The sequence below is a fragment of the Agromyces sp. NPDC058136 genome, from assembly GCF_042884375.1.
Taxonomy (GTDB): Bacteria; Actinomycetota; Actinomycetes; order Actinomycetales; family Microbacteriaceae; genus Agromyces.
In genome coordinates this window covers 774,536-798,733 of the sequence record NZ_JBHVUA010000001.1, presented here as the reverse complement: position 1 = coordinate 798,733, position 24,198 = coordinate 774,536, and the positions used below count along the sequence as shown (strand labels likewise).

The following is a 24,198-nucleotide window of genomic DNA, read 5'->3' as shown; positions in this document are numbered from 1 at the left end:
GCCGACGCTCCTATTTTCTGTTGAAGTCCGTTGCTCTAACCAACTGAGCTATGGGGGCGAGAGACAGCCTAACAGGCTGTTTCGCGGAGGTTCGAACGGTGTCGGCGGCACCGCATAGCGTGCCGATGTGAAGCAATGCTGCAGCTGCCGACGGGTGCTCGACCGCTCGGAGTTCAACGTGAAGTCGGCCTCGACCGATGGCCTTCAGAACGTGTGTCGAGCGTGCAATCGCGCACAGGCGAAGGCTTACTACCTGCGCAATCGCGAGGCGCATCTCCAGGTCGTGATGGCGCGCCGGGCGAAGCAGCGACTGGTCGCGATCGAGGCGGTGGGCGAGTATCTGCTCGCGCATCCGTGCCTCGATTGCGGTGAACCCGATGTCCGGGTGCTCGATTTCGATCACCGCGTCGGTGCCGACAAGCGTGCCGAGGTGATGCACCTCGTCCACAACGGCTACTCGGTGAAGCGGGTGATGGGCGAGATCGCGAAGTGCGATGTGCGCTGCCGCAACTGCCATGCGAAGGTCACGTACGAGCGCATGGGCGAGAACTGGCGCACCGCGCTGATGCGTCGGGCCGAGCGCGGCGGTGGGGCGGTCGCGGCGCACGGGTGACGACCGTTTCGCGCGCAGCGATACGGCCGGCCTGGTTTCGCGCCTGGCCGGCCGCACCGCATCCCGGTGGTCGGGGTCGGGTCAGCCTCGACGGCTGTGCGCCGATCCCTTGAGCGGTACGACGGTCAGCTTCCCGCCCTCCTCCGAGAGTGCCTCTGTCGTGATGTAGAGCTGTTCGGCGCGCACCGACACGGCGGCCGGCATGACCACGTCGATCGCGCTCGAGGCCGCGGACTCGCCCGGCTTCACGATCGCGACCTGTCCGCTGAACGCGGGTCCGCCGAAGAGTTCGGCGACGAAGATCGTGCCGTTCGGGGCGACGGCGAGGCCGGTCGCGCCGTTGAATCCGGCGGCCACCGGTGCGACCTCCCCGGTCGAGGGATCCACCTTCACGACGTTGCCGCGCGGCCCGAACTCGGGCGTCTCCGGGCCGCCTGGCAACGAGGTGACGTAGAGCCAGCCGTCGGGGCCGAGCTCGACGTCGGTCGGCACCGGCTCGGTGCGGTACTCGTGGCCGACGGCGCAGTCGGGCCAGCCGAATTCCGCAGCGACCGGTGCTGGCACCACGATCGGCGCAGCGGGCGGCAGCACGGCGACGGTCGAGACGTCGCCAGAGGCCGGGTCGACGGCGAAGATCGCGTTCGCGCCGGCGTCGGCGACGTAGAGGATGCCGCCGGCAACCGTTGCGCCGTACGCGTGGGTGTCGATCTGGCCGGGGTAGTTCGGCCACGTCAGCACGTCATCGGGGTCGTTCGGGAACGCCGCCTCGCAGCTCTCGTCGAGGTCGCTGAACCCGTAGGTGTTCACCTGATCGGGATTCTCGCTCGCCTCGAAGCCGGCGATGTCGGCGACGTGTGTCGAAGTGCCGCCGCGCAATGCGTAGATGTCGGCTGCAGTGTGGTCGTTGCTCCCGCGCATGTAGTACACGGTGCCGCCGTCGACTGCAGGCGCCGAGATCTCCTCGCCCGGCGCGGCGGCGAGGTTCGTGACGACACCCCGTTTGCCGACGGAGGAGAGGAGGCCGGCGAAGTTGCCCGAGACGACGGCGTCGCCGTTTGTCGCGACGGCGAGGCCGAGCGGCGTCGGCAGGCCGCTCGCGCGGGTCTCGGGCGCTCCGGGTGCGGGGGCGGCCGCGGCCGGCCCCGCGATGGCTGCGGACGCGAGGAGCGCGGACGCGGCGGCGACGGTGAGGATGCTACGGGTCTGCATGGCGGCAGGCTATGCCCGAGTTCCCCGCGTCCGCGCCCCCAGTGCGGGCGCCCCCCGCCCGAGGGATCACCCGCGCAGGGGGACAGAGAGCGGGAGTATCCTGTTCCGAATGGCCGCCGACTTCCACCGCCCCACCCGATTCCCGCCCGCGCTGTTCGACGGCTTCATCGGCGGCGACGACCCGGCCCGCATCAACCGGGCGGCGCACGACACGGCGGCCGCCCTGCTCGCGCGCGTGCGCGAGAACCCCGACCCCGAGATCGTCGCCCGGCTGGTCGCCTACACCGACCTGCACGGCATCGACGCGATCGCCGAACTCTGGTCGGGGTCCTCCGCGAAGAGCCTGCCCGGCGCACTCTGGCGCATCTACCTGCTGCGCACCCTCATCGGCCAGGACACCGACGGCATGGCCCTGGCCTACCGACGCGGCGCAGAGGTCTCGCAGACCATCGACCAGGTCGTCGCCGGCGCGGCGATGCCCACCGGCCCGGCCGAGGTGCGCGAGCTCGCCGACCGGGTGCTGCACGGCGTCTTCACCGGCGACTTCGCAGTCGCGCTCGAGCGCGCCGCCGCGTTCGCGAGGGTGAGCGCCGCCGGGTTCACGAGCCTCGCCGACGATGCGGATGCCACGGACGCCGCCCACCCCGAGCGCTCGGGCGCCCTCACCCGGCGGGCGCTCCGGCTCACCGAGCTCGGCGACGAGCTCGGCGCCTGCGCCCGGCTCTGGCGGCGCGACGCCCTCGACTGAATCGCCCCGCGGTCGCGGTCGACCGCGCGGGAATGAACCGCCCGGTCGCGTCGTTTAGACTGTCTGAGGCCGGCCGCAGTAACCCCGGGCTCCAATATTCGCCGCTCCGAGCGGCCTCGCGCCGAGAGGCGTTTCTGCGGCCGGCCTTTTGCATGCTCCGGCCTTTCAGGTCTCCGATCGACGCCACTCGGTCGTGCGGCCCTCGAGATCGGTGCGGCCGATGCGCCCCGTCGGCGACCACGTCTCGATGAAGCGACCGGGGTGCACGCGCGGATCGCTCGCCCAGATCTCGTCGAGCAGGGCCTCCGCGGACTCGTCGCCGGCGTCGGCGGCCACGGTGAGTGCGGCGATGCGGTCGGTGAGCTCCAACTGCTCGGTCGTGAGCTCCTCCCCGGGGGCGGCCATCGCTCCCCAGCCGTCCCAGAGCAGCACCTCGCAGCCCTGGCGGTGGGCGAGGTCGGCGAACACGTAGAGGTGCACGAACCCGGGGCCGAACAACGGGGTGTCGGCACCGACGCCGTGGTCCTCGAGGTCGGTGAGCCCTGCGCGGTGCGCCTGCCAGGCCTCCGCGGCGGTGCGGAAGACCTCGGCGTCGCCCCGGGGCAGGTCGTCGACGGCGAAGGCGTACGCCGCCGGGTCGAGCTCGGGGTCGAAGCGCCGCCAGCGTCCGCCCGCGGCGTCCCACCGTTCGGCGACGACATGATCGTTGTGGAACCCGCGGGTGAAGTATCCGGCGAAGCCGAGGCGGCTGCGTGCGGGGACTCCGTGCTCGCGCAGGATCGCGACGGCGAGCACCGCGTGGTCGCGGCAGCATCCGCCGAGGCGGCGCTCGGGCGCGCGCGGGGTGTCGAGCGGCCCCGGTTGCCGCTCGACGAGGGCGTCGAGCTGCGAGGCGACCCAGCGACGGTCGATGTCGTCGAGCTGTTCGGGGCCCACCCCGCCGGGCGTCGCCCGGTAGTGGTCGACGAGCCCTTCGACGGTGCGGTGCAGCGCGTCGAAGTCGGTGCCGACGCTGCGGAGCAGGCCGGCGTGCGGCCCCGGGTCGGTGACGGGGGAGTGCGTGCGGGAGCGCTCGAGTCGGGCGACGGTCGGATCGGTCATGGGACGAGTGTGGAGCCGGCCCCAGGGGCAGGGTCAAGTCGCTCGGCGGCGATCGGCACGGCGATGGTCGCGACGATCGCTCCCGGCACTGTCGACCAGGGGTGCTCGTAGAGCTCGCGCGGCGCCCCGATCGCGCCCCCGTGCGCGTCGGCCGCGTGGGCGAGCGCGTCGTAGAAGCGCAGGAGCGCCGGGTAGACGAGTTCCGCGGCGGTGACGTCGATCGCGACGAACTCGGTGGCGGGTTCCGCGCGCAGCACGATCTCGCCGGCGGGGTCGCACGAGCCCGTGTACGGCACCGCGCTCTCGATGCTCCCCGCGAGACCCGAGCCGACGGGGTCGTGGAAGACCAGCTGGTGCGTCGCGAGCGGGCCGGCATCGTGCTCGGCGAGATGCCCGCGCAGCTCGATGACATCCGCGATCGCCGTGGGCACGAGCTCGTCCTGCTCGACGCGGCGCGTGATCGTCGCGAGCTTCTGCGCGGCGCGGCCGGTGCGGTGCACGCGGCCCGCGACCGCGGCCGACGCGGCGGGGTCGAGGAAGGCGCGCCCCGTGGCATCCGCGACGACGTCGACGACCTGGCTGCGCATCGCGAAGGCCTCGCGCTCGGCCGACCACCAGTCGCCGAGCTCGGCGCGGAGCCGCTCGGGCGGGGCCTCGATGAGGTCCCGGACCCGCTCGAGCGGCAGCCCGGCCCGCCGCAGCGCCTGGATCGATCGCGCCCGCGCCAGCTCGGCGTCGCCGTACCGGCGGTACCCCGTACGCGGATCGACCTCGGCGGGCAGGAGCAGCCCGTTGGCCTCGTAGAGGCGCAGCGCCTTGAGCGACAAGCCGGAGGCGCGGCTCATCGCACCGGTTCCGAGCGTGCGCATGCCGGTACGGTAGCGCATCGGCCGACGGCGCCCCGACGGGCGGTCGGCTGTCTAGCATTGGTGCATGGCCCCGACCGTGACGCTCCTCATCGCCCCGCTTCCCGCCGACGCGCCCGCCGACGGCGTCGACGCGACCTTCCACGAGGTGGATGCCTCGGAGCCGGCGCTGCGCGTCGGCGAGCTGTCGACGCAGCGCGGCGACGGCATCTTCGAGACCCTCGCCGTCGTCGACGGCCACCCGCAGGAGGCGCAGGCGCACCTCGAGCGTCTCCGCAACTCGGCCGCGATCTGCGAGCTGCCCGAACCGAATCTCGCGCAGTGGCACGCGGCGATCCGCCGGGCGACGGCTGCTCTGCCCGCGACGGGCGAGTTCGCACTGAAGCTCGTGCTCAGCCGCGGTGTCGAGCACGGGCCCGCGCCGACGGCGTGGCTGCACGCCTCGCCCGCGGCCGACTTCACGGTTCCGCGCGAGCAGGGCATCCGCGTCGTGACGCTCGATCGCGGCCTCGCGCACGATGCCGCCGCGCGGGCCCCTTGGCTCCTCCTCGGCGCGAAGACGTTGAGCTACGCCCCCAACATGGCGGCCCTCCGCGAGGCGAAGCGGCGGGGGGCCGACGACACGATCTTCGTGTCCTCCGACGGGTTCGTGATGGAGGGGCCGACCTCGAGCGTCATCCTGCGGCGCGACGGCATCTACTCGACGCCCGCGCCGAGCGGGGCGATCCTGCACGGCACCACCCAGCAGAGCCTGTTCGAGCACCTCGAGCAGTCGGGCGAACGCACGGAGTACCGCGACATCCCGGTCGCCGAGCTCGCGCTCGCCGAGGCGATCTGGCTCGTCTCGAGCGTGCGGCTCGCCGCGGGCGTGACGGCGCTCGACGGGGCATCCGTCGCCTTCGACGAGGCGACCACCGGGCAGTTCAACCGGTACCTGCTGAGCCCGCGCGACTGAGCGCGGGCCGCCCCCGAAGGGGGAGTTGCGCGCTCTTCATCAACCACTCGCGCCGACTTTGTAAATGTTGCTAACATAACCCCACGCGACCGATGTAGTGAGCGGAGGGGCTGATGGGATCAACGCCGGAACGGCCCCGACCGGCGCCGCGTCATCGCTCCTCAACCGAAGCATTCGAAGACACGCGTGCGGTCGTCGAACTGCTCGCGCGGCACCGTCTCGTGGTCGCCCCGCACGTCGCCGCGCGGCTCGGGCTCGCGCTCGGCGGAGACGCCGACGCGATCATCGAGGTCACCGCTCGACTGCGTTCAGCGCAACGCCTCGGCCACGCCGTGCTGCCCGACCCGTTGCCGCTCGTCCCCGCGATCGACGCCGCCGTCGCGCTCGAGGCGGCGAAGCTCACCGAGTGGGAGCGCACCCTGCTCGTCGCCGCCTCGGTCTGCGTCGACGACCGCGTCGACGTGTTGCTCGCGGCGTCGGGCCGGCCCATGGTCGAACTCATCGAGGGCGAGGTGAGCCGGCACCTGCTGCTCGTCGCCGGGCACTTCGCCTTCGCCGACCCCCGCATGCGGATCTGGGCGCACGGCACCGCGACCCTCGCCGAACGCACCGCCGCGCACGCCGCCCTCGCCGAGGCGTATCCGACGCTCGGCGGCGAGCGCCAGTCGACCTGGCACCGTTCGCTCAGCACGCTCGAGGGCTCGGCCGAGTTCGTCGCGCCGTTGCTCGCCATCGCCGACGCGGCCGATGCCGCCGGCGAGTCGGAGTGGGCGCACGCCGTCGCCCGCGAGGCCGCGAGCCACGCCTCGGGTCGCGCCGCGATCGAGGCCTGGCGCATCGCCGGTCGCGCCGCCCTGCACGGCGGCCACGTCGAAGACGCCCGCGGATGGCTCGGGGCCGTCGTCGAGCACGGCGACGAACTCGAACGCGCCGCGGTGCTCGCCGACTACCTCGTGGCGAGGGCCGCGCTCGAGGGCGATGTGCCGCTCGGCGAGCTCGATGACCGGCTCGCGGCGGTGGGGTTGCTCGGCGTGCACGCGATCGCGGACGGCCCGGACGACGGTGCGGGGGGCGGCTCGTCGACGCCGCAGCCCGTCGGCGCCGGTGCGCTCGCGACCCTCGCCTTCGACCTCGTGCGCGCCTCGGGCACCGCGGCCGGGCTGCTCGCCGAGCGCGGGGCTCCCGCGGCGGCCGCACGACGCCTCGCCGACGCCGCCCGGCTGACGCGGGGATTCCGGCTCGACCCGGCGCCGCTGCAGTCTGCGACGGCGTGGTGCGCGATGTACGGCGTCGGCACCGCGGGCGACGCCGACGGGCCCGGGCGCGCCGACGGTCCCGAGCACGCAGACCGCGCCGAGCGTGCCGAACGTGCCGACGCGACCGGTGCCGCGCCGGCCGTGATGAGCAGTGCCGCCTCGATCGCCCGCGCCATCGAGCGCGGGCTCGGCGGCGACCCCGAGGGCGCGGCCCGCTGGCTCGGCTCTCTGCGCGAGACCTCGCCCGACCCGCGGCTCGCCCGCGAAGACCGATCGCCGATCATGCGCGCAGCCCGTGCGGTCGCGACCTCGCTGCTCGTGCTGTGGGCGGGCGACGTCGGACGCGCAGGGCAGGTGCTCGCGCGTGCGGCGACCGATCTGCCGATCGCACTGCCGTTCGGCGGGCTCGGCGCTGCACTCGCCCGCCGCATCTGCGTCGTCGCCTCGGGCGAGGTCGACGCCTTCGCGAGGGCCGTCGAGGCGGCGCAACCTCCTTCGACGGTGTCGATCCGCGCAGAGGAGCTCATCGACCGTGCCGTCAACGCCCACCTGCGAGGGGCGCGTGCCGAGTCCGCGACCCTCGTCGCCCTCGCGGGCGAGCGCGAGCAGGTCGCCGGCTGCGGGCTCCACCTCCCCGGGCTCGACGCAGTTTCGGGGTGGAGCGTCGCGGTGCCGACCGCGACGGGGCTTCGCCGCCCGCCCGACGCGATCCTCGCGAGCGAGCTCCGCCGTCGTATGCGCAGTACCGACCGCCACGGCTTCGAGGCCGACTACCGTGCGGCCGTCGATGCGAGCCGCGGGATCGGTTCGCCCTACGAGCGGGCGCGCACCGAGCTCATGCTCGCCCGCGCCTGCGGCGAGGCCGGTGCGCCCGAACGCGCGCACCGGCACCTGGTGACCGCCGAACACCTGTTCACCGAGTCGGGGGCCGCCGGATGGCTCGCCGCGGTCGCCGCCGAACGGCGTGTGCTCGCCGTCGCGTGCGGGTCCGACGCACCGGGCGAGGCAAGCGATGCGACGCCGGGCGAGATGCCGGCCGAGCGGCCGGCCGAGGCTCCGCCGGCCGGGCCGACCGGGACGGCCGACGACGCCCCGCTCGCCGGTCGACCGGTCGTCGAGACGCTGTCGCGAGCGAACCCGAACGCACTTCCCGGGCCCGATCGGGGCCCGTCCGACGCGCTCGGACCCGATGAGCTCCTCGAGCCCGACGACCCCCTCGCCGTCTGCCGCTCCGTGTGGACCGACATCCTCACCGAGCGCGAGCTCGAGGTCGCGATGCTCGTCGTCGACGGGGCATCCAATCGCGATGCGGCCGCGAGGCTGTACGTCTCGGTGCGCACCGTCGAGGTGCACCTCGGCCGCGTGTTCACGAAGCTCGACGTGCACTCGCGGGTCGAGCTCGCGGTGCTCGCGCACCGGATGCGCGGGCTCTCCTCCGCTTCCCGAGCAAGGTAGCGAGGGAGCCGCAGCATCCGGCGTACGTAGTCCTGCGTATGCGTGGATGTGCGGATTCGGTTCCCCCCGTCGCCTCGATAGCGTCGGCCTGCCCGTGCACTGCGGGCGCACGACAGGCAGACAGGAACGAGATGCGAACACTGAAGTTCGGGCGCGGCTCGAAGGCCGCCGTCGCCGCTGCGGGGATCGGACTGCTCATCGCAGGCCTCCTTCCCGCGGCGATGGCGAGCGCCGCCGAGGCATGCGCCCCGGCGTGGACCTCGACCGGCGTGTACTCGGGCGGCGCGGCCGCCTCGCACGGCGGGATCAACTACACCGCGAAGTGGTGGACCCAGGGCAACGAGCCGGGCACCGGCCAGTGGGGTCCGTGGCAGGCGGGCGCCGCGTGCGGCACCGGAACACCGGAGCCGACGCCCACCCCGACCCCCACGCCGACCCCGACCCCGACCCCGACCCCCACGCCGACGCCGACGCCGACGCCGACGCCCACGCCGACCCCGACGCCCGAGCCGGGCACCCCGTGGACGACGAACCCCGACGAGAAGTGCCGCCCCGACGGCCTCTACCAGACCCCCGGCGTCGACGTGCCCTACTGCACGATCTACGACGAGCAGGGCCGTGAGAAGCTGCCGAACGGCCTCAACAACCGTGTCATCGGCTACTTCACGAGCTGGCGCACGGGCGTGAACGGCGCCCCGAGCTACCTCGCGAGCGACATCCCGTGGAAGAAGCTCAGCCACATCAACTACGCCTTTGCGCACATCGACGCGCAGGGCAAGGTCTCGGTGAACCAGACGGTCGCGGGCAACGCGGCGACCGACCTCACCTGGCCGGGCGTCGCGGGCGCCGAGATGGACCCGACGCTGCCGTACGAGGGGCACTTCAACCTGCTCACGAAGTACAAGAAGCAGAACCCGGGCGTGAAGGCGCTCGTGTCGGTCGGCGGTTGGGCCGAGACCGGCGGCTACTTCGACGCGCAGGGCGCCCGGGTCGCCGACGGCGGCTTCTACACGATGACCGAGTCGCAGGCGAAGATCGACGCGTTCGCCGACTCGGCGGTGCAGTTCATCCGCACCTACGGCTTCGAGGGCGTCGACATCGACTACGAGTACGCGAACTCGAACGGCAAGGCCGGCAGCCCCGACGACTTCGCCTTCTCCGAGCCGCGTCGCGCGAAGCTCTGGGCGGGGTACGAGTCGCTCATGAAGACGCTGCGCGAGAAGCTCGACCGCGCGGGTGCAGCCGACGGCAAGCACTACCTGCTCACGGTCGCCGCCCCCGCCTCGGGCTGGCTGCTCCGCGGCGCCGAGGTGTACCAGGTGACCCCGTACCTCGACTACGTCAACATCATGAGCTACGACCTGCACGGCTCGTGGAACGACTACGTCGGCGGCAACGGCCCGCTCTTCGACGACGGCAAGGACCCCGAGCTCGCGGCCGGCGGCGTGTACAACGCGTACAGCAACATCGGGTACCTCAACACCGACTGGGCATACCACTACTTCCGCGGCGCGATGCCGGCGGGCCGCATCAACGTGGGTCTGCCGTTCTACACGCGCGGTTGGGACAACGTGCAGGGCGGCACCAACGGCCTCTACGGCACGGCGCCCCTCGCCGACCAGACGAAGTGCCCGCCGGGCACGGGCCCGACGATCGGCGGCACCTCGAAGTGCGGCAACGGCGCGGTCGGCATCAACAACCTGTGGCACGACCTCGACAAGACCGGTGCAGAGGTCGGCGCGGGTGCGAACCCGATCTGGCACGTGCTGAACCTGCAGAAGGGCGTCGTCGGCGACTACGCGGCCTCGTACGGTTCGCCGACGTCGATCACGGGCACGTACACGCACCACTTCGACCAGACGACGAAGACCGAGTGGTGGTGGAACGCGACCACGAAGACCTTCCTCTCGGGCGATGCCGACCAGGCGATCACGGCGAAGGCCGACTACATCGCGCAGAACGGCATCGGCGGCGCGATGATCTGGGAGCTCGCGGGCGACTACGAGTACAACACCCAGAAGGGGCAGTACGAGATGGGTTCGACGCTCGTCTCGAAGCTGCACGACACGTTCACGAAGTCGCAGCCGTACGACGCGACGAAGTCGAACGTCGAGATGCCGACGAAGGCGATCGACCTGCAGGTGAAGTTCGGCGACTTCGCGCTCGGCGACAGCAACTACCCGATCAACCCGAAGGTGACGTTCACGAACAGGTCGAAGACCGCGATCCCCGCGGGGTCGACGATCACGTTCGACACCGCGACGAGCGACACCGGCGCGATGGGCGAGCAGAACGGCTGGGGCATCACCAAGGTGTCGAGCGACCACACCGGGTCGAACGTGGGGGGCCTCAAGGGCGACTTCCACACGTACACGATCAAGGTGCCGTCGGGCGGCATCCCCGCGGGCGGCAGCGTGTTCACGAAGCTGTCGTGGCGCCTCCCGATCGCCGAGATCTCGAACCTGCGAGTGAAGGTCGGCACCGAGACCTTCGCGACCCTCTACGACCTGCCGCGCGGCGTCACCGTCGTCGAGCCGGTCGCGGGCACCGGCGGCACAGAAGGTACGGGCGGCACCGGCACGTGCGACGCAGCGGCGTGGAGCGCCACCGCGATCTACACGGGCGGCCAGCAGGTCTCGTACAACGGTTCCGAGTACACGGCGAAGTGGTGGACCCAGGGCAACGCCCCGGGCACGAACGACGTCTGGGGTCAGGGGGTCGCCTGCTGAGGCGGGCTTCGAGCTGAGGCATCCACCGGCAGCGGTGCGGATGCCACGGGGCGGGGGTTCTGCGGAGCCCCCGCCCCTTCCGTTCGCGGGTGTACGTAGAACCACGTAGGCCGCGAGGACGGTGCCGGATCATGTGGATCGTGCGGACGCCCGCAGCGGGACCGCGTCCCTAGCGTGAAGGTGTCCAAGGGCGCACGTGCCCGTTCAGTTCCCCTTCACCGAAGGACGCCATGAAGATTCAGAGAACTCCGGGGCGCGGGGTGCGCACCGCGCTCGCCGCCCTCGCGACGGGCGCGATGGTCGCCGGTCTCGCCGCGGTCGGCGCCTCGCCGGCCGTCGCGGCCGAGCAGACCCCGAGCGCCGTCAACGGCTACCGCAATGTCGGCTACTTCGCCCAGTGGGGCGTCTACGGCCGCGACTTCAAAGCGAAGCAGCTGCAGACCTCCGGCACCGCAGCCGACCTCACCCACATCAACTACGCGTTCGGCAACATCAACAACCAGACGCTCGAGTGCTTCATCGCGAACAAGGCGCAGGGCACAGGGCCGAACGGCTCCGACGGGGCCGGCGACGCGTGGGCCGACTTCGGCATGGGCTACACCGCCGCGAACTCCGTCTCGGGCGTCGCCGACACCTGGGACCAGCCGCTCGCGGGCTCCTTCAACCAGATGAAGCAGCTCAAGGCGAAGAACCCGAACCTCAAGGTCATGATCTCGCTCGGCGGCTGGACCTGGTCGAAGAACTTCTCGAAGGCGGCCGCGACGGACGCCACGCGCAAGAAGTTCGTGAAGAGCTGCGTCGACCTGTACCTCCGCGGCAACCTGCCGGTCATCGACGGCCGTGGCGGCGTCGGCGCCGCTGCCGGTGTCTTCGACGGCATCGACATCGACTGGGAGTGGCCCGGCTCGCAGAACGGCGAGGTCGGCAACCACGTCGACGAGGTGAACGACAAGGCGAACTTCAAGGCCCTGCTGAAGGAGTTTCGCACCCAGATCGACGCGCTCACCGCCGAGAACGGCCACCCGTACCAGCTCTCCGCGTTCCTCCCGGCGAACCCCTCCGACATCGCAGCCGGCGGCTGGAACGACCCCGAGAACTTCCGGTACCTCGACTTCGGCAACGTGCAGGGCTACGACCTGCACGGCGCGTGGAACCCGACTCTCACGGGCCACCAGGCGAACCTCTTCGACGACCCCGCCGACACGCGCGCCGCGCACCAGCGGTTCAGCGTCGACAAGGCCGTCAAGGAGTACCTGAAGACGGGCATCTCCCCGAAGCAGCTCGGCATCGGCCTCGCCGCCTACGGCCGCGGCTGGCAGGGCGCGACCTCGTCGAACGCGTGGGGTACCGCCACGGCGGCCGGCCCCGGTACGTGGGAGAAGGGCAACGAGGACTACGACAAGCTCAAGAACCTCGGCACCGGCTACTACGACGCGGCGCTCGGCGCGGCCTGGCGCTACGACGGCAACCAGTGGTGGAGCTACGACAACGCCCAGTCGACGACCCGCAAGGGCCAGTACATCGCCGAGCTCGGTCTCGGCGGCGGCATGTGGTGGGAGCTCGACGGCGACCGCAACGGCGAGCTGATCGGCACCCTCGCCGACAAGCTCCGCGCTTCGCCCGCCGGCCCGGCGACCGACCCGAAGGGGCCGACGAACCCGACGGACCCGACCGACCCCACCGACCCGACGGACCCGACGGACCCGGCCGGCTGCACCGCGGCGGCGTGGAACGCGACCGCGATCTACACCGGCGGCCAGAAGGTCTCGTACAACGGCAAGGAGTACTCGGCGAAGTGGTGGACCCAGGGCAACGCCCCCGGCACCAACGATGTCTGGGGCCTCGTCGGCTCGTGCACGACGGACCCGACGGATCCCACCGACCCCACGGACCCGACCGACCCCGAGCCCGGCACCTGCTCGGCCGCGGCATGGACGGCCGCGGGCGCCTACTCCGGCGGCACCACGGTCAGCTACTCGGGCAGCGAGTACAAGGCGAAGTGGTGGACCCAGGGCAACACCCCGGGCGCCGAGCAGTGGGGACCCTGGGAGCTCGTGAAGGCCTGCTGACCTTCCGTCACCCCTGAATACGCCGGATGCCTCGGAGCGAACTTCGCTCCGAGGCATCCGTCATTCGTGCTTCGGTGCCGCGCTGCGCGCGGCCCGCCGATCACCCGAAGCGGCCCGAGACGTAGTCTTCGGTCGCCTGAACAGCGGGGTTCGAGAAGATCGTCGTCGTGTCGGCGTACTCGATGAGCTTGCCCGGCTTGCCGGTGCCCGCGATGTTGAAGAACGCGGTCTTGTCGCTGACGCGCGAGGCCTGCTGCATGTTGTGCGTCACGATCACGATCGTGTACTGCTGCTTGAGCTCCTCGATGAGGTCCTCGATCGCGAGGGTCGAGATCGGGTCGAGCGCAGAGCACGGCTCGTCCATCAGGATGACCTCGGGGGAGACCGCGATCGCGCGGGCGATGCAGAGACGCTGCTGCTGGCCGCCCGAGAGGCCCGAGCCGGGGCGGTCGAGGCGGTCCTTGACCTCGTTCCAGAGGTTCGCGCCCTGCAGCGACTTCTCGACGAGCTCGTCGGCCTCGGACTTCGAGATGCGCTTGTTGTTGAGCTTCACGCCCGCGAGCACGTTCTCCTTGATCGACATCGTCGGGAACGGGTTCGGCCGCTGGAACACCATGCCGACCTGGCGGCGCACGAGCACCGGGTCGACGTCGGGGTCGTAGAGGTTGTTGCCGTCGATGAGCACCTCACCCTCGACGCGCGCGCCGGGGATGACCTCGTGCATGCGGTTGAGGGTGCGGAGGAAGGTCGACTTGCCGCAGCCCGACGGGCCGATGAAGGCGGTGACGCTGCGGGGCTCGATCTCGAGGGTGACGCCCTCCACCGCGAGGAACTTGCTGTAGTAGACGTTGAGGTCGCGGACTTCGATGCGCTTGGACACGTGATTCCTTCTTGCTTGGGGCTCAGCGGCCGAGCTTCGGCGCGAACAGACGGGCGACGAGCCTCGCGATGAGGTTCAGCGCCATGACGATGAGGATGAGGGTGAGGGCGGCGGCCCACGCGCGGTCGAGGAACGCCTCGGCCGGGTTGCCCTGGTTCGCGTACTGCGTGTACACGAACACGGGCAGCGACTGCATGCGGCCGTCGAACATGTTGTAGTTCATGCTCGCGGTGAAGCCCGCGGCGATGAGGAGCGGTGCCGTCTCGCCGATGACGCGCGCGACCGAGAGCATGATGCCGGTCGTGATGCCCGCGATCGAGGTGGGCAGCACGACCTTCACGATCGTCAGCCACTTCGGCACGCCGAGGGCGTACGCCGCCTCGCGGAGCTCGTTCGGCACGAGCCGCAGCATCTCCTCGCTCGAGCGGACGACGACGGGGATCATGAGGAGCGCGAGCGCCACCGCACCGGCGATGCCGGTGCGGGTGCCGGGGCCCCAGAAGATCGCGAACAGCGAGTAGGCGAAGAGGCCGGCGACGATCGAGGGGATGCCGGTCATGACGTCGACGAGGAAGGTCACGCCGCGGGCGAGCTTGCCGCGGCCGTACTCGACGAGGTAGATCGAGGTCATCAGCCCGATCGGGATCGAGATGAGCGCAGCGGTGCCGGTCATGAGGAGGGTGCCGACGATCGCGTGCAGCGCCCCGCCGCCCTCGCCCGTGACGTTGCGCATCGACATCGAGAAGAAGTCGGCGTCGAAACGCGCGAGGCCGAAGGTCACGACGGTGATCGTGAGCGAGACGAGCGGGATCATCGCGAGGAGGAACGCGCCCGTCACGAGCGCGGTCACGAGCCGGTCGGTCGCGCGGCGCCCGCCCTCGACGAGGCGCGAGAAGAGCCAGATCGCGGGGATGTAGAGGAGCGCCCCGACCATGAGCGCCCCGCCCCAGTCGAAGCCCGAGCCTGCGCCGATCGCGACGACGCCGAACACGGCGGCCGAGACCGCGATCGCGGTGCCGAGGATCACCCAGGGGGCGGAGGAGGGGAGGCGGCCCGCGGTGAGCGAGTTCGCGATGGGGGTGCCCGTCTCGGGCGCGGGGTTCATGGTCTGCAGAGTCATCAGTTCGCTCCCGAGAATTCCTTGCGGCGACTGATGATCCAGCGCGCGAAGGCGTTGACCGCGAAGGTCACGACGAAGAGGATGAGGCCGGTCGCGATGAGGACGTTCACGTTGAGGGCGTACGCCTCGGGGAAGCTCAGGGCGATGTTCGCGGCGATGGTCGTGGGGTTGACGCTCGTGAGGAGGTCGAAGGTGACGACGTGCGCCGCCGAGAGCACCATGGCGACCGCCATCGTCTCGCCGAGTGCGCGGCCGAGGCCGAGCACCGAGGCCGAGATGATGCCCGAGCGGCCGAAGGGCAGCACTGCGACGCGGATCATCTCCCAGCGGGTCGCGCCGAGCGCGAGCGCCGCCTCCTCGTGGAGGACGGGGGTCTGCAGGAACACCTCGCGACAGATGGCGGTCATGATCGGCAGGACCATGACGGCGAGCACGAGGGCGGCGGTGAGGATCGTGCGGCCCGTGGCCGAGACGGTGCCGCCGAAGATCGGGATCCAGCCGAGGTTCTCGTTGAGCCAGGTGTAGGCCGGGACGACGGCGGGGGCGAGCACGCCGATTCCCCAGAGGCCGAAGACGACCGAGGGCACCGCGGCGAGCAGGTCGACGATGTAGCCGAGCACCGAGGCGAGCTTGCGCGGCGCGTAGTGCGAGATGAAGAGGGCGATGCCGATCGAGATCGGCAGCGCGATGAGGAGCGCGAGCGCCGCGGCCCACACGGTGCCGAAGACGAGGGGGCCGACGTACTCCCAGAAGTTCGTCTCGAGGATCGAGGCGTCCTCCTTCGTGGCGGAGAGCGCGGGGATGCTCTGCACGATGAGGAAGAGCGCGACGGCGGCGAGCGTCACGAGGATCATCGAACCGGCGAAGACCGCCGAACGGGAGAAGACGAGGTCGCCGACGCGGAGCTTCGCCTTGATCGGGGCTGGTGCGGAGGTCATCTGGTGCGATCCTCGGGGTCGGGTTGCGGTTCTGGGGTGCGCCGCCGGGGTGAACCGGACGACGCGGCCGTGCCCGACCCCGTCGTTCCTGGCGGAATTCGGGGGTCGGGCACGAAGCTACTACTTGATCGAGTCGATCGCAGCGGTGATCTTCTCGCGGAGCGAGTCGGAGATCGGCGCCGAACCGGCGTCGGCGGCTGCGGTCTCCTGGCCCTCGGGGCTCGCGAGGTAGGAGAGGTAGGCCTTCGTGAGCTCGACGTTGTCGGACTCGGCGTACTCGCCGCACGCGATGAGGTAGCTGACGAGGACGATCGGGTAGACGCCGGCCTCCTCCGAGGTGCGGTCGATCTCGATCGCGAGGTCGCCCTCTGCGCGGCCCTCGGCGAACGGCGAGTGGTCGACGATCGCGGCAGCGGCCTCGGGCGAGTACGGCACGAACTCGTCGCCGACCTTGATCGAGACGGTGCCGAGGTCACCGGCGCGCGAGGCGTCGGCGTAGCCGATCGTGCCGTTGCCGTTGGTCACGGCGTCGATGAGGCCCGAGGTGCCCTGAGCGGCCTCGCCGCCCTCGAACGGCCACACGCCGTCGGCCTCCCACGTCCACACGTCGGCCGCCGCAGCGCCGAGGTACTCGGTGAAGTTCTCGGTCGTGCCCGAGTCGTCCGAGCGGTGGACGGGCGTGATCGCGAGGTCGGGGAGCTCGACGCCCTCGTTCGTCGCGGCGATCGCCGGGTCGTTCCACTTCGTGATCGTGCCGGCGAAGATGCCCGCCACGGTCGCCGCGTCGAGGTCGAGCGAGTCGACGCCCTCGACGTTGAAGACGACCGCGATCGGCGAGATGTAGAGGGGGAGCTCGACGATGGTCGAGTCGGGGGCGCACTTCTGGAAGCCGCCCGCGGCGAGCTCCTCGTCCTTGAACGCGCGGTCCGAGCCGGCGAAGTCGCTCGCGCCCGAGAGGAAGGTCTCGCGGCCCGCGCCCGAACCCGAGGGGTCGTAGTCGATCGTGACGTCGGGGTTCGCGGTCTGGAAACCGGCGATCCACGACTGCTGCGCGGCGTCCTGCGACGAGGCGCCCGCGCCGACGAGGTTGCCCGCGAGGGTCGAGGTCGACTCTTCGGGGGCGGCGGCGCCTTCGTTCGAGGCGCAGGAGCTGAGCGCGAGCGCCGCGGTCACGGCGACGACGGCGGGCACGCCGAAACGCTTGAGGTTCACGTGATTTCCCTTCCGGGGAGTGAGTGCAGGAGTTGTGGGCCGGTGCCGACCCGCCTGCGACGCTAACGAGCGCGCCTTACGAGCTTCCGCCACCTCGGTAAACGGGAGGTGAACGGATCCGGGCGCGCAGGAACCGCCGGAAGATGACGCGCTCAGGCGCGCGGGGCGTGCGTCTCGATCGAGATGATGCCCGAACCCTGATTCGTCGCCGAGAGATGCACGACGCTGAACGCGCCCGGCTCGAGCTCGGCGGCATCGGTCGCGTAACTGCCGAGCGGGGTCCCGGTCGCGAGTGCGAGTTCGCGCATGATCTCGGGCAGCACCGGACCGTGGCTGCAAATCACGGCCGACCGGCCGGCCCGCACGCGCTTGCCGATCACGCGCCGCACCTCGCTGTCGCCGGCATGCCAGGCGTCCTCGCTGATGCCGGCATCGCGCTTGATCTCGATCCCGGTCGCGGCCGCGAGCGGCGTCACCGTCGTCACGCAGCGCACCGCCGGGCTCGACACGATGCGCTTCGGCCGCCACGCGGTGAGCGTGTCGACGAGCCTCGCCGCCTGTTCGACGCCGCGAGCGCTGAGCGGCCGCGAGGCATCCGGACCCTCGAAACCGCTTCGGCCCACGGCCTTGGCGTGACGGAGCACCGTGAGGCTGAAGGTGGCGGTCACGCCCTGATCGACGAGCTGCATGAAGTTGTCGAGGATCTCGACGTCGGGCTGGTAGCTGAGGTAGCCGCGGGCGCGCTTGGGCGTCACCCATTCGAGTGCGGCGACCTCGGCGTTCGGCTTGAACGTCGAACGCTGCACCGCCCTCTCGCTCACCTCGGCCGCCCAGTAGTGCACGATCTTCTCGCGACCGCTCGGCATCGGGTACCGCGAGATGCCGAGCGGCACCCCGAGCGCGACTCCGAGCCCCGTCTCCTCCGCGATCTCGCGCACCGCGGTCTGCGGCAGCGACTCGCCAGGGTCGACCTTGCCCTTCGGGATCGTGACGTCGCCGTAGACCGTGCGGTGGATCACGAGCACGTGCAGCTTGCCGTCGATCATGCGCCAGCACACGGCGCCCGCGGCGTAGACGGCCGTCGCCGTCACCGGCGTTGCCCCGATCGCGGGCGCTGCGCCGATCTCGTGCGCCGGGCGACTTCGAGCATCAGCTCGTTCTGCAGGTCGGCGAGCGGGCGGCCGTCGTCGTCGGTCGAGCGGCGCGTCCAGACGCCGTCGCCGTCGAGGTGCCATGAGCTCGTCGACGGATCCATCGCCTGGTCGAACAGGCCCTGCACCTCGGCGAGGTGCTGCGGGTCGGTGAGGCGCACGAGGGCCTCGACGCGGCGGTCGAGGTTGCGGTGCATCATGTCGGCCGAACCGATGTAGATCTGCGGGTCGCCGTCGTTCTCGAAGCAGAACAGCCGCGAGTGCTCGAGGTAGCGGCCGAGGATCGAGCGCACCGTGATGTTCTCGCTGAGCCCCGGGATGCCGGGCCGCAGGCTGCAGATGCCCCGCACCCACACCTCCACCGGCACGCCCGCGTTCGAGGCCCGGTAGAGGGCGTCGATGATCGCCTCGTCGACCATCGAGTTCACCTTGATGCGGATGCCGCTGGGCTTGCCGGCCTCCGCATTGCGGATCTCGGTCGCAATGAGCTTCAGGAGGCCCTTGCGCAGGTGCAGGGGGGCCACGAGGAGGCGCTTGAACTTCTTCTCGATCGCGTAGCCCGACAGCTCGTTGAAGAGGCGCGTCAGGTCCTTGCCGACCTGGTCGTCGGCCGTCAGGAGCCCGAGGTCCTCGTAGATGCGGCTCGTCTTCGGGTTGTAGTTGCCCGTGCCGATGTGGCTGTAGTGGCGCAGCACGCCCTTCTCCTGGCGGATCACGAGCGCGAGCTTGCAGTGGGTCTTCAGCCCTACGAGCCCGTAGACCACGTGCACGCCCGCCTTCTCGAGCTTGCGCGCCCACGTGATGTTCGCCTGCTCGTCGAAGCGGGCCTTGATCTCGACGAGGGCGAGCACCTGCTTGCCCGACTCGGCCGCGTCGATGAGTGCCTCGACGATCGGGCTGTCGCCCGAGGTGCGGTACAGCGTCTGCTTGATGGCGAGCACGTCGGGGTCGGCCGCGGCCTGCTCGAGGAAGGCCTGCACGCTCGTCGCGAACGACTCGTACGGGTGGTGCAGCAGGACGTCCTGGCGGGACACCGCCTTGAACACGTCGGCCCGCAGGTTCGACTCGCTCGGCTGCAGCTGCACCGCCGTCGTCGGCACGTGCGTCGGGTAGTGCAGCTCGGGGCGGTCGAGTCGGGAGAGGTCGAACAGTCCGCCGAGGTCGAGCGGCGCGGGCAGGCGGTAGACCTCCTGCTCCGTGACATCCAGTTCGCGGACGAGGAGGCCGAGCGTCACCTCGTCCATGTCGTCGGTGACCTCGAGCCGGATCGGCGGGCCGAAGCGGCGCCGCAGCAGCTCCTTCTCGAGCGCCTTGATGAGGTTCTCGGTCTCGTCCTCCTCGATCTCGACGTCCTCGTTGCGGGTGACGCGGAACACGTGGTGCTCCACGATCTCCATGCCGGGGAAGAGGTCGCCGAGGTGGTTCGCGATGAGGTCTTCGAGGGTGATGTACCGGGCATCCTCCAAGGACTCGCCCGGGTCGACGCGGACGAAGCGCGGCAGCATCTGCGGCACCTTCACGCGCGCGAACTCCTGGCGGCCCGTGCGGCTGTTGCGCACCCGCACCGAGAGGTTCAGCGAGAGGCCCGAGATATAGGGGAACGGGTGCGCCGGATCGACCGCGAGGGGCATGAGCACCGGGAAGATCTGCTTCGAGAAGTAGTCGTGGAGGTGCGCCTGCTCCTCTTCGGCGAGTTCGCTCCACCTCGCGATGTGGATGCCGTGATCGGCGAGGGCGGGCTTCACCAGGTTCTGGTAGGCGGCCGCGTGGCGCTCCTGCAGCTCGTGCGCCTTCTTCGAGATGTCGCTCAAGACGTCGGCGGGCGCACGGCCCACGTTCGTCGGCACCGCGAGACCCGTGATGATGCGGCGTTTCAGCCCCGCGACCCGCACCATGAAGAACTCGTCGAGGTTCGACGCGAAGATCGCGAGGAAGTTCGCCCGCTCGAGCACCGGCAGCCGGTCGTCCTCGGCGAGCTCGAGCACTCGCTGGTTGAACGCGAGCCAGCTGAGCTCGCGGTCGAGATAGCGCTCGGCCGGCAGCTCGGGGGCGCCCTCGGTGTCGAAGGGTTCGAAGTCGTCGTCGAAGTCGCTCGCCGTGCGGTCTGACGTGCGGTCGTCCTCGAGGATGCTGTCGGGGCTCATCTTGACATCATGGCACGCAGGGCCGAACGCGCCGATGAGGGGCCGGTTAACGGGCGGTGACGGGGGCTGCGCCCATGCACATCATGACGCGCAGCCTGAACGCGCCGATGAGGGGCCGGTTAACGGGCGGTGACGGGGGCTGCGCCCTCGTCGTCTTCATGGACGTTGAAGCGGTAGCCGACGTTGCGCACCGTGCCGATGAGCGACTCGAGATCGCCGAGCTTCGCGCGGAGGCGACGCACGTGCACATCGACCGTGCGGGTGCCGCCGAAGTAGTCGTAGCCCCACACCTCGCTCAGCAGCTGTTCGCGGGTGAACACGCGCGACGGGTGCGCCGCGAGGAAGCGGAGCAGCTCGAACTCCTTGTACGTGAGGTCGAGCGGCTTGCCGTGCACCTTCGCCGAATAGCTCGCCTCGTCGATGACGACGCCCGAGGTCTGGATGCGTTCGCTCGGCTGGCTCTGCTGCGAACGCCCGATCGCGAGCCGGATGCGCGCATCGATCTCGGCGGGGCCGGCGCCCTCGAGCACGACGTCGTCGACACCCCAGTCGGGCGTGACCGCGGCGAGCCCGCCCTCGGTCATCACGAGCACGAGCGGCGCCGAGAGCCCCGTGGTCTTGAGGATCTGCGCGAGGGCCTTCACACCTGCGAGATTGGTGCGCGCGTCGAGCAGCACGAGGTCGGCGTCGGGGGCCCGCACCAGCTGTTCGGGCGAGGCGGGGATCACCCTGACCCGATGGGTCAGCAGTGCGAGCGCCGGGAGAACGTCGTCGTTGGCCGTCGGCGTCAAGATCAGCAGCTGCGCCACGCCACACCCTCCAGTAGTAAGGTGCGGTCAATACTACGGGACGGCCGCCGCCGTTCCGCGACACGAACGGAGAGACATGGTCGAGCAGTCCGAGACGCGCTTCGGGTGGGGGAGCGTCGTGCTCATCTGGGCCATCGCGGTCGTGGGTTCCGTGATCGTCGGCGGCCTCGCCGTCGGCGGGCTCGAGGTGTGGTTCCGGGACGCCTCGTGGCTCGGCGTCTACGGGGCGCTCGGCGTCGTGCTCGCCGTCGCGGTGCTCGGCACCCTCGTCGTGCAGCTCGCGACCCGTCGCCCCGAGGGGTTCGTGGGCCGCGTCTCGGCGTCGATCGCGGGGGCCGTCGTGATCGTCTCGCTCGCGGCGCTGCTGCTCGCGCCCTTCGCCGCCCGCTGAGCGGATAGACTCGGCGGTATGTCTGAGCTGCTCGCCCTCGAACTCCTCTTCATCGGTCTGCTCGGTCTTGCGAGCCTCGCGATCGCGTGGATCAGCGGGGTCGTCGTCTACAAGCTCTTCAAGGGTCAGCGCTAGGCGCTGCTGAAGGCGTGGCGATGATCGAGCTGCCCGTCGACCTCCCGGCAGAGCTGGTTCCGCTCTCCTGGCTCCTCGGAGTGTGGGAGGGCACGGGCGTCATCGACTACAAGGTCGGCGACGAGTCGGTCACCCGCGAGTTCGGGCAGCGCGTGAGCTTCAGCCACGACGGCCTGCCGCACCTCAACTACACCTCGTACACCTGGCTGTTCCCCGCCGAGGAGGGCGGTGAGCCGACGCCGCTCGCCACCGAGACCGGCTACTGGCGCCTCGCCCGCGAGCTCGGCGAGAGCGACCCCGGCCCCGCGCTGCTGCCCGCGGTCGGCGAACCGCGCTACCCCGACGCCGAGTCGGTCGAGGCACTGCGCAACGACGACGGCGGCTTCGACCTCGAGGTGTCGATCGTGCACCCCGGCGGCGTCAGCGAGCTCTACCTCGGCCAGGTGAAGGGCCCCCGCATCGACCTCGCGACCGACGCCGTCATGCGCACGGCCGGGGCGAAGGCGTACTCGGCCGCGACCCGCCTCTACGGCCTCGTCGAGGGCCACCTGCTCTGGGCGTGGGACATCGCCGCCCTCGGCCAAGACCTGCGCACGCACGCCTCCGCGCGCCTCGCCAAGGTCGACTGATGACCGGGTCCCCGTTCCTCGCGCTCGCAGGCGCCGTGGCCGCAGAGACCGCTCCCGCCGTCGCCGGGCACTACGGCAACCCGATGGTCGAGCAGCGCCGTCTCGAACGCGGCGAGGCGATCGTCGACCTCTCCGACCGCGGCGTCGTCACCGTCACCGGCCCCGACCGCCTCAGCTGGCTCCACTCGATGGCGAGCCAGTCGTTCGACCGTCTGCAGCCGGGCGAGGGCATCGAAGCGCTCCTCCTCGACGCTGCGGGCCACATCGATCACGCCGTGCACGCCGTCGACGACGGCGAGACGGTCTGGCTCGTCGTCGAGGGCGACGAGGCCGCCCCGCTCGCCGCCTGGCTCGACCGCATGCGCTTCATGCTGCGCGTCGAGGTCGCCGACCGCAGCGCCGAGACCGCCGTGCTCGCCGCCATGTCGACCGCCGCGCTCGACGCCGCCGTCGCACCGTACGCCCCCGCGGGCGTCGCGCTCGACTGGGTCGACCCGTGGGCCTCGCCCCGCCCAGTCGGCCACCAGTACGCGGCCGAGGCCGGCCACCCGGCATCCGACTGGCACCTCGTCGAACGCATCGTGCCGCGCACCGCGCTCTCCGACGCGGCCGCCGCCGTGGCTGCGGGCCGCGCCGCCGTGGCGGGTTCGCTCGCGCTCGAGGCGCTCCGCATCGCCGCGTGGCGCCCGCGTCTCGCGAGCGAGGTCGACGAGAAGACGATCCCGCACGAGCTCGACTGGCTGCGCAGCGCCGTCGACCTCGGCAAGGGCTGCTACAAGGGCCAGGAGACGGTGGCGAAGGTGCTGAACCTCGGTCGACCGCCGCGTCGGCTCGTGCTGCTCCACCTCGACGGCAGCGACACCGTGCTGCCGGCTCCCGGCGACGAGGTCGTCGGCGAGAAGGTGCGCCCCGAGCCCGCCGCGGGCGAAGAGCCCGAGCGCAAGGTCGTCGGCCGCATCACGTCGAGCGCCATGCACCACGAGCTCGGCCCGATCGCGCTCGCCGTCGTCAAGCGCGCCGTGCCCGCCGATCTGCCGCTCATCGTCCTGAGCCACGGCATCGACGTCGCCGCCGCCCAGGTCGAGATCGTGCCCTCGGGGGCGGGTGCCGCCGTCGAGGTGCCGCGCCTGCCGCGCCTCGGGGTCCGCAAGCCGTAGCTCCTCTCGCGCGAGCGGGCGGCGCTGCAGCTCCGATCCCATCTGCCTCGCGTCGACCGCGGCGCGATTCAGTGCTCCGCGGCTTCCGCTGCCCGTTTCAGGTCGGCGGTGAACTGTTCGAAGCTCTCGTCGAACGGCGGGATCATCCGGGCGAAGAAGGGGAAGAACGGACTGCCGATCCGCTCGACGATCTCCACTCGAGTGCCGCCGGCCTCGGGGCTGAGGGAGTAGGTGCGGGTGGCCATCGAGTCGCCGAACGTCAGTCGCGCGTTCGGTTCGAACTCCTTGATCTTCAGCGAGAAGGTGCGGCTCGGGTCGAGCGTCGAGACCAGCTTGATCGTCGACCCGGGCGCGATCCGGCCGCTCAGCGAGACGACCGTCGAGTTCCACTCCGGGTACCCGGCTGCGGTGGTCAGCAGCCGCCAGACGGTGGCGGCCTCGGCGTCGATGTGCTGGGCGATGCGGGTCGAGCGGCTGAACGTGGTCCGCGTCGTCGAGGCGACGCCATCGGGGGCAGTGGTGGACATGTGATTCCCCGTTCTCTGCGTGAGGCCGATTGTAGAGCGCACGGCGACCGTCGGGGCGGTATCGCCCCGAACGCGACGATGCCCCGGGGTCCGAAGGCCCCGGG

Annotated in this window: 20 protein-coding genes; 9 read left to right on the top strand and 11 right to left on the bottom strand. The window is 71.1% G+C overall.

The window, feature by feature from the left end; genetic code table 11:
• Nucleotides 1-154: 154 nt before the first annotated feature.
• A complete protein-coding gene (locus ACFVTX_RS03775; protein WP_386898155.1) occupies nucleotides 155-613 on the top strand; it encodes a hypothetical protein in 459 nt (152 codons plus the stop codon).
• Nucleotides 614-694: 81 nt separating this feature from the next.
• On the opposite strand, the gene ACFVTX_RS03770 is transcribed toward ACFVTX_RS03775, so the two are convergent.
• Nucleotides 695-1,822, bottom strand: a complete 1,128-nt coding sequence (locus tag ACFVTX_RS03770) for a ScyD/ScyE family protein (protein ID WP_386898154.1) — start codon at nucleotides 1,820-1,822, stop codon at nucleotides 695-697.
• A gap of 109 nt (nucleotides 1,823-1,931) precedes the next feature.
• On the opposite strand from ACFVTX_RS03770, the gene ACFVTX_RS03765 reads away from it, so the two are divergent.
• On the top strand, nucleotides 1,932-2,570 hold the full coding sequence (locus ACFVTX_RS03765; RefSeq protein WP_386898152.1) for a DNA-directed RNA polymerase subunit beta: 639 nt from the start codon (nucleotides 1,932-1,934) through the stop codon (nucleotides 2,568-2,570).
• Nucleotides 2,571-2,735: 165 nt separating this feature from the next.
• On the opposite strand, the gene ACFVTX_RS03760 is transcribed toward ACFVTX_RS03765, so the two are convergent.
• Both ACFVTX_RS03760 and ACFVTX_RS03755 read right to left on the bottom strand, forming a co-directional pair.
• The gene (locus tag ACFVTX_RS03760) at nucleotides 2,736-3,671 is read right to left on the bottom strand and encodes a transglutaminase-like domain-containing protein (protein WP_386898150.1); all 936 of its coding nucleotides are present in this window, start codon (nucleotides 3,669-3,671) and stop codon (nucleotides 2,736-2,738) included.
• The gene (locus ACFVTX_RS03755) at nucleotides 3,668-4,540 is read right to left on the bottom strand and encodes a MerR family transcriptional regulator (RefSeq protein ID WP_386898149.1); all 873 of its coding nucleotides are present in this window, start codon (nucleotides 4,538-4,540) and stop codon (nucleotides 3,668-3,670) included. The genes ACFVTX_RS03760 and ACFVTX_RS03755 overlap by 4 nt, the downstream gene beginning before the upstream one ends.
• 64 nt (nucleotides 4,541-4,604) lie before the next feature.
• Between ACFVTX_RS03755 and ACFVTX_RS03750 the strand changes: the two genes are divergently transcribed.
• The 4 genes from ACFVTX_RS03750 (at nucleotide 4,605) to ACFVTX_RS03735 (ending at nucleotide 13,001) form a co-directional block, all read left to right on the top strand.
• Nucleotides 4,605-5,492: an aminodeoxychorismate lyase gene (locus ACFVTX_RS03750; protein ID WP_386898147.1), complete on the top strand. Its 888-nt coding sequence runs from the start codon at nucleotides 4,605-4,607 to the stop codon at nucleotides 5,490-5,492.
• 113 nt (nucleotides 5,493-5,605) lie between these two features.
• On the top strand, nucleotides 5,606-8,203 hold the full coding sequence (locus ACFVTX_RS03745) for a LuxR C-terminal-related transcriptional regulator (RefSeq protein WP_386898145.1): 2,598 nt from the start codon (nucleotides 5,606-5,608) through the stop codon (nucleotides 8,201-8,203).
• A gap of 131 nt (nucleotides 8,204-8,334) precedes the next feature.
• Entirely contained in the window at nucleotides 8,335-10,932 is a 2,598-nt protein-coding gene (locus ACFVTX_RS03740) for a glycosyl hydrolase family 18 protein (RefSeq protein WP_386898143.1), read from the top strand.
• 230 nt (nucleotides 10,933-11,162) lie between these two features.
• The gene (locus ACFVTX_RS03735; protein ID WP_386898141.1) at nucleotides 11,163-13,001 is read left to right on the top strand and encodes a glycosyl hydrolase family 18 protein; all 1,839 of its coding nucleotides are present in this window, start codon (nucleotides 11,163-11,165) and stop codon (nucleotides 12,999-13,001) included.
• A 100-nt stretch (nucleotides 13,002-13,101) separates the two neighbouring features.
• On the opposite strand, the gene pstB is transcribed toward ACFVTX_RS03735, so the two are convergent.
• The 7 genes from pstB to ACFVTX_RS03700 all read right to left on the bottom strand — a co-directional run bounded on the left by pstB (nucleotide 13,102) and on the right by ACFVTX_RS03700 (nucleotide 21,255).
• A complete protein-coding gene (gene pstB / locus ACFVTX_RS03730) occupies nucleotides 13,102-13,881 on the bottom strand; it encodes a phosphate ABC transporter ATP-binding protein PstB (RefSeq protein ID WP_386898139.1) in 780 nt (259 codons plus the stop codon).
• Nucleotides 13,882-13,903: 22 nt separating this feature from the next.
• Complete coding sequence (gene pstA, locus ACFVTX_RS03725; RefSeq protein ID WP_386898137.1) at nucleotides 13,904-15,001, bottom strand: phosphate ABC transporter permease PstA; 1,098 nt, start codon at nucleotides 14,999-15,001, stop codon at nucleotides 13,904-13,906.
• The gene (gene pstC, locus ACFVTX_RS03720; RefSeq protein ID WP_386898135.1) at nucleotides 15,001-15,939 is read right to left on the bottom strand and encodes a phosphate ABC transporter permease subunit PstC; all 939 of its coding nucleotides are present in this window, start codon (nucleotides 15,937-15,939) and stop codon (nucleotides 15,001-15,003) included. Before pstC ends, pstA begins: the two co-directional genes overlap by 1 nt.
• A gap of 120 nt (nucleotides 15,940-16,059) precedes the next feature.
• Complete coding sequence (locus ACFVTX_RS03715) at nucleotides 16,060-17,151, bottom strand: phosphate ABC transporter substrate-binding protein PstS (protein ID WP_386898134.1); 1,092 nt, start codon at nucleotides 17,149-17,151, stop codon at nucleotides 16,060-16,062.
• 152 nt (nucleotides 17,152-17,303) lie between these two features.
• A complete protein-coding gene (locus tag ACFVTX_RS03710; RefSeq protein ID WP_386898133.1) occupies nucleotides 17,304-18,242 on the bottom strand; it encodes an NUDIX domain-containing protein in 939 nt (312 codons plus the stop codon).
• On the bottom strand, nucleotides 18,239-20,446 hold the full coding sequence (locus tag ACFVTX_RS03705) for an RNA degradosome polyphosphate kinase (protein WP_386898131.1): 2,208 nt from the start codon (nucleotides 20,444-20,446) through the stop codon (nucleotides 18,239-18,241). Before ACFVTX_RS03705 ends, ACFVTX_RS03710 begins: the two co-directional genes overlap by 4 nt.
• 119 nt (nucleotides 20,447-20,565) lie before the next feature.
• Nucleotides 20,566-21,255 carry a DNA-binding response regulator gene (locus tag ACFVTX_RS03700; protein ID WP_386898130.1) on the bottom strand — a complete coding sequence of 230 codons (690 nt, stop codon included), beginning with the start codon at nucleotides 21,253-21,255 and terminating at the stop codon, nucleotides 20,566-20,568.
• A gap of 76 nt (nucleotides 21,256-21,331) precedes the next feature.
• Between ACFVTX_RS03700 and ACFVTX_RS03695 the strand changes: the two genes are divergently transcribed.
• The 3 genes from ACFVTX_RS03695 (at nucleotide 21,332) to ACFVTX_RS03685 (ending at nucleotide 23,567) form a co-directional block, all read left to right on the top strand.
• Complete coding sequence (locus ACFVTX_RS03695; protein WP_386898129.1) at nucleotides 21,332-21,646, top strand: hypothetical protein; 315 nt, start codon at nucleotides 21,332-21,334, stop codon at nucleotides 21,644-21,646.
• Between the two features lie 155 nt (nucleotides 21,647-21,801).
• Nucleotides 21,802-22,410, top strand: coding sequence for an FABP family protein (locus tag ACFVTX_RS03690; RefSeq protein ID WP_386898127.1), 609 nt, complete (start codon nucleotides 21,802-21,804; stop codon nucleotides 22,408-22,410).
• Complete coding sequence (locus tag ACFVTX_RS03685) at nucleotides 22,410-23,567, top strand: YgfZ/GcvT domain-containing protein (RefSeq protein ID WP_386898125.1); 1,158 nt, start codon at nucleotides 22,410-22,412, stop codon at nucleotides 23,565-23,567. Before ACFVTX_RS03690 ends, ACFVTX_RS03685 begins: the two co-directional genes overlap by 1 nt.
• A gap of 68 nt (nucleotides 23,568-23,635) precedes the next feature.
• Here ACFVTX_RS03685 and ACFVTX_RS03680 read toward each other — a convergent pair whose 3' ends face one another.
• The gene (locus ACFVTX_RS03680; RefSeq protein ID WP_386898124.1) at nucleotides 23,636-24,094 is read right to left on the bottom strand and encodes an SRPBCC domain-containing protein; all 459 of its coding nucleotides are present in this window, start codon (nucleotides 24,092-24,094) and stop codon (nucleotides 23,636-23,638) included.
• Between the last annotated feature and the right edge of the window lie 104 nt (nucleotides 24,095-24,198).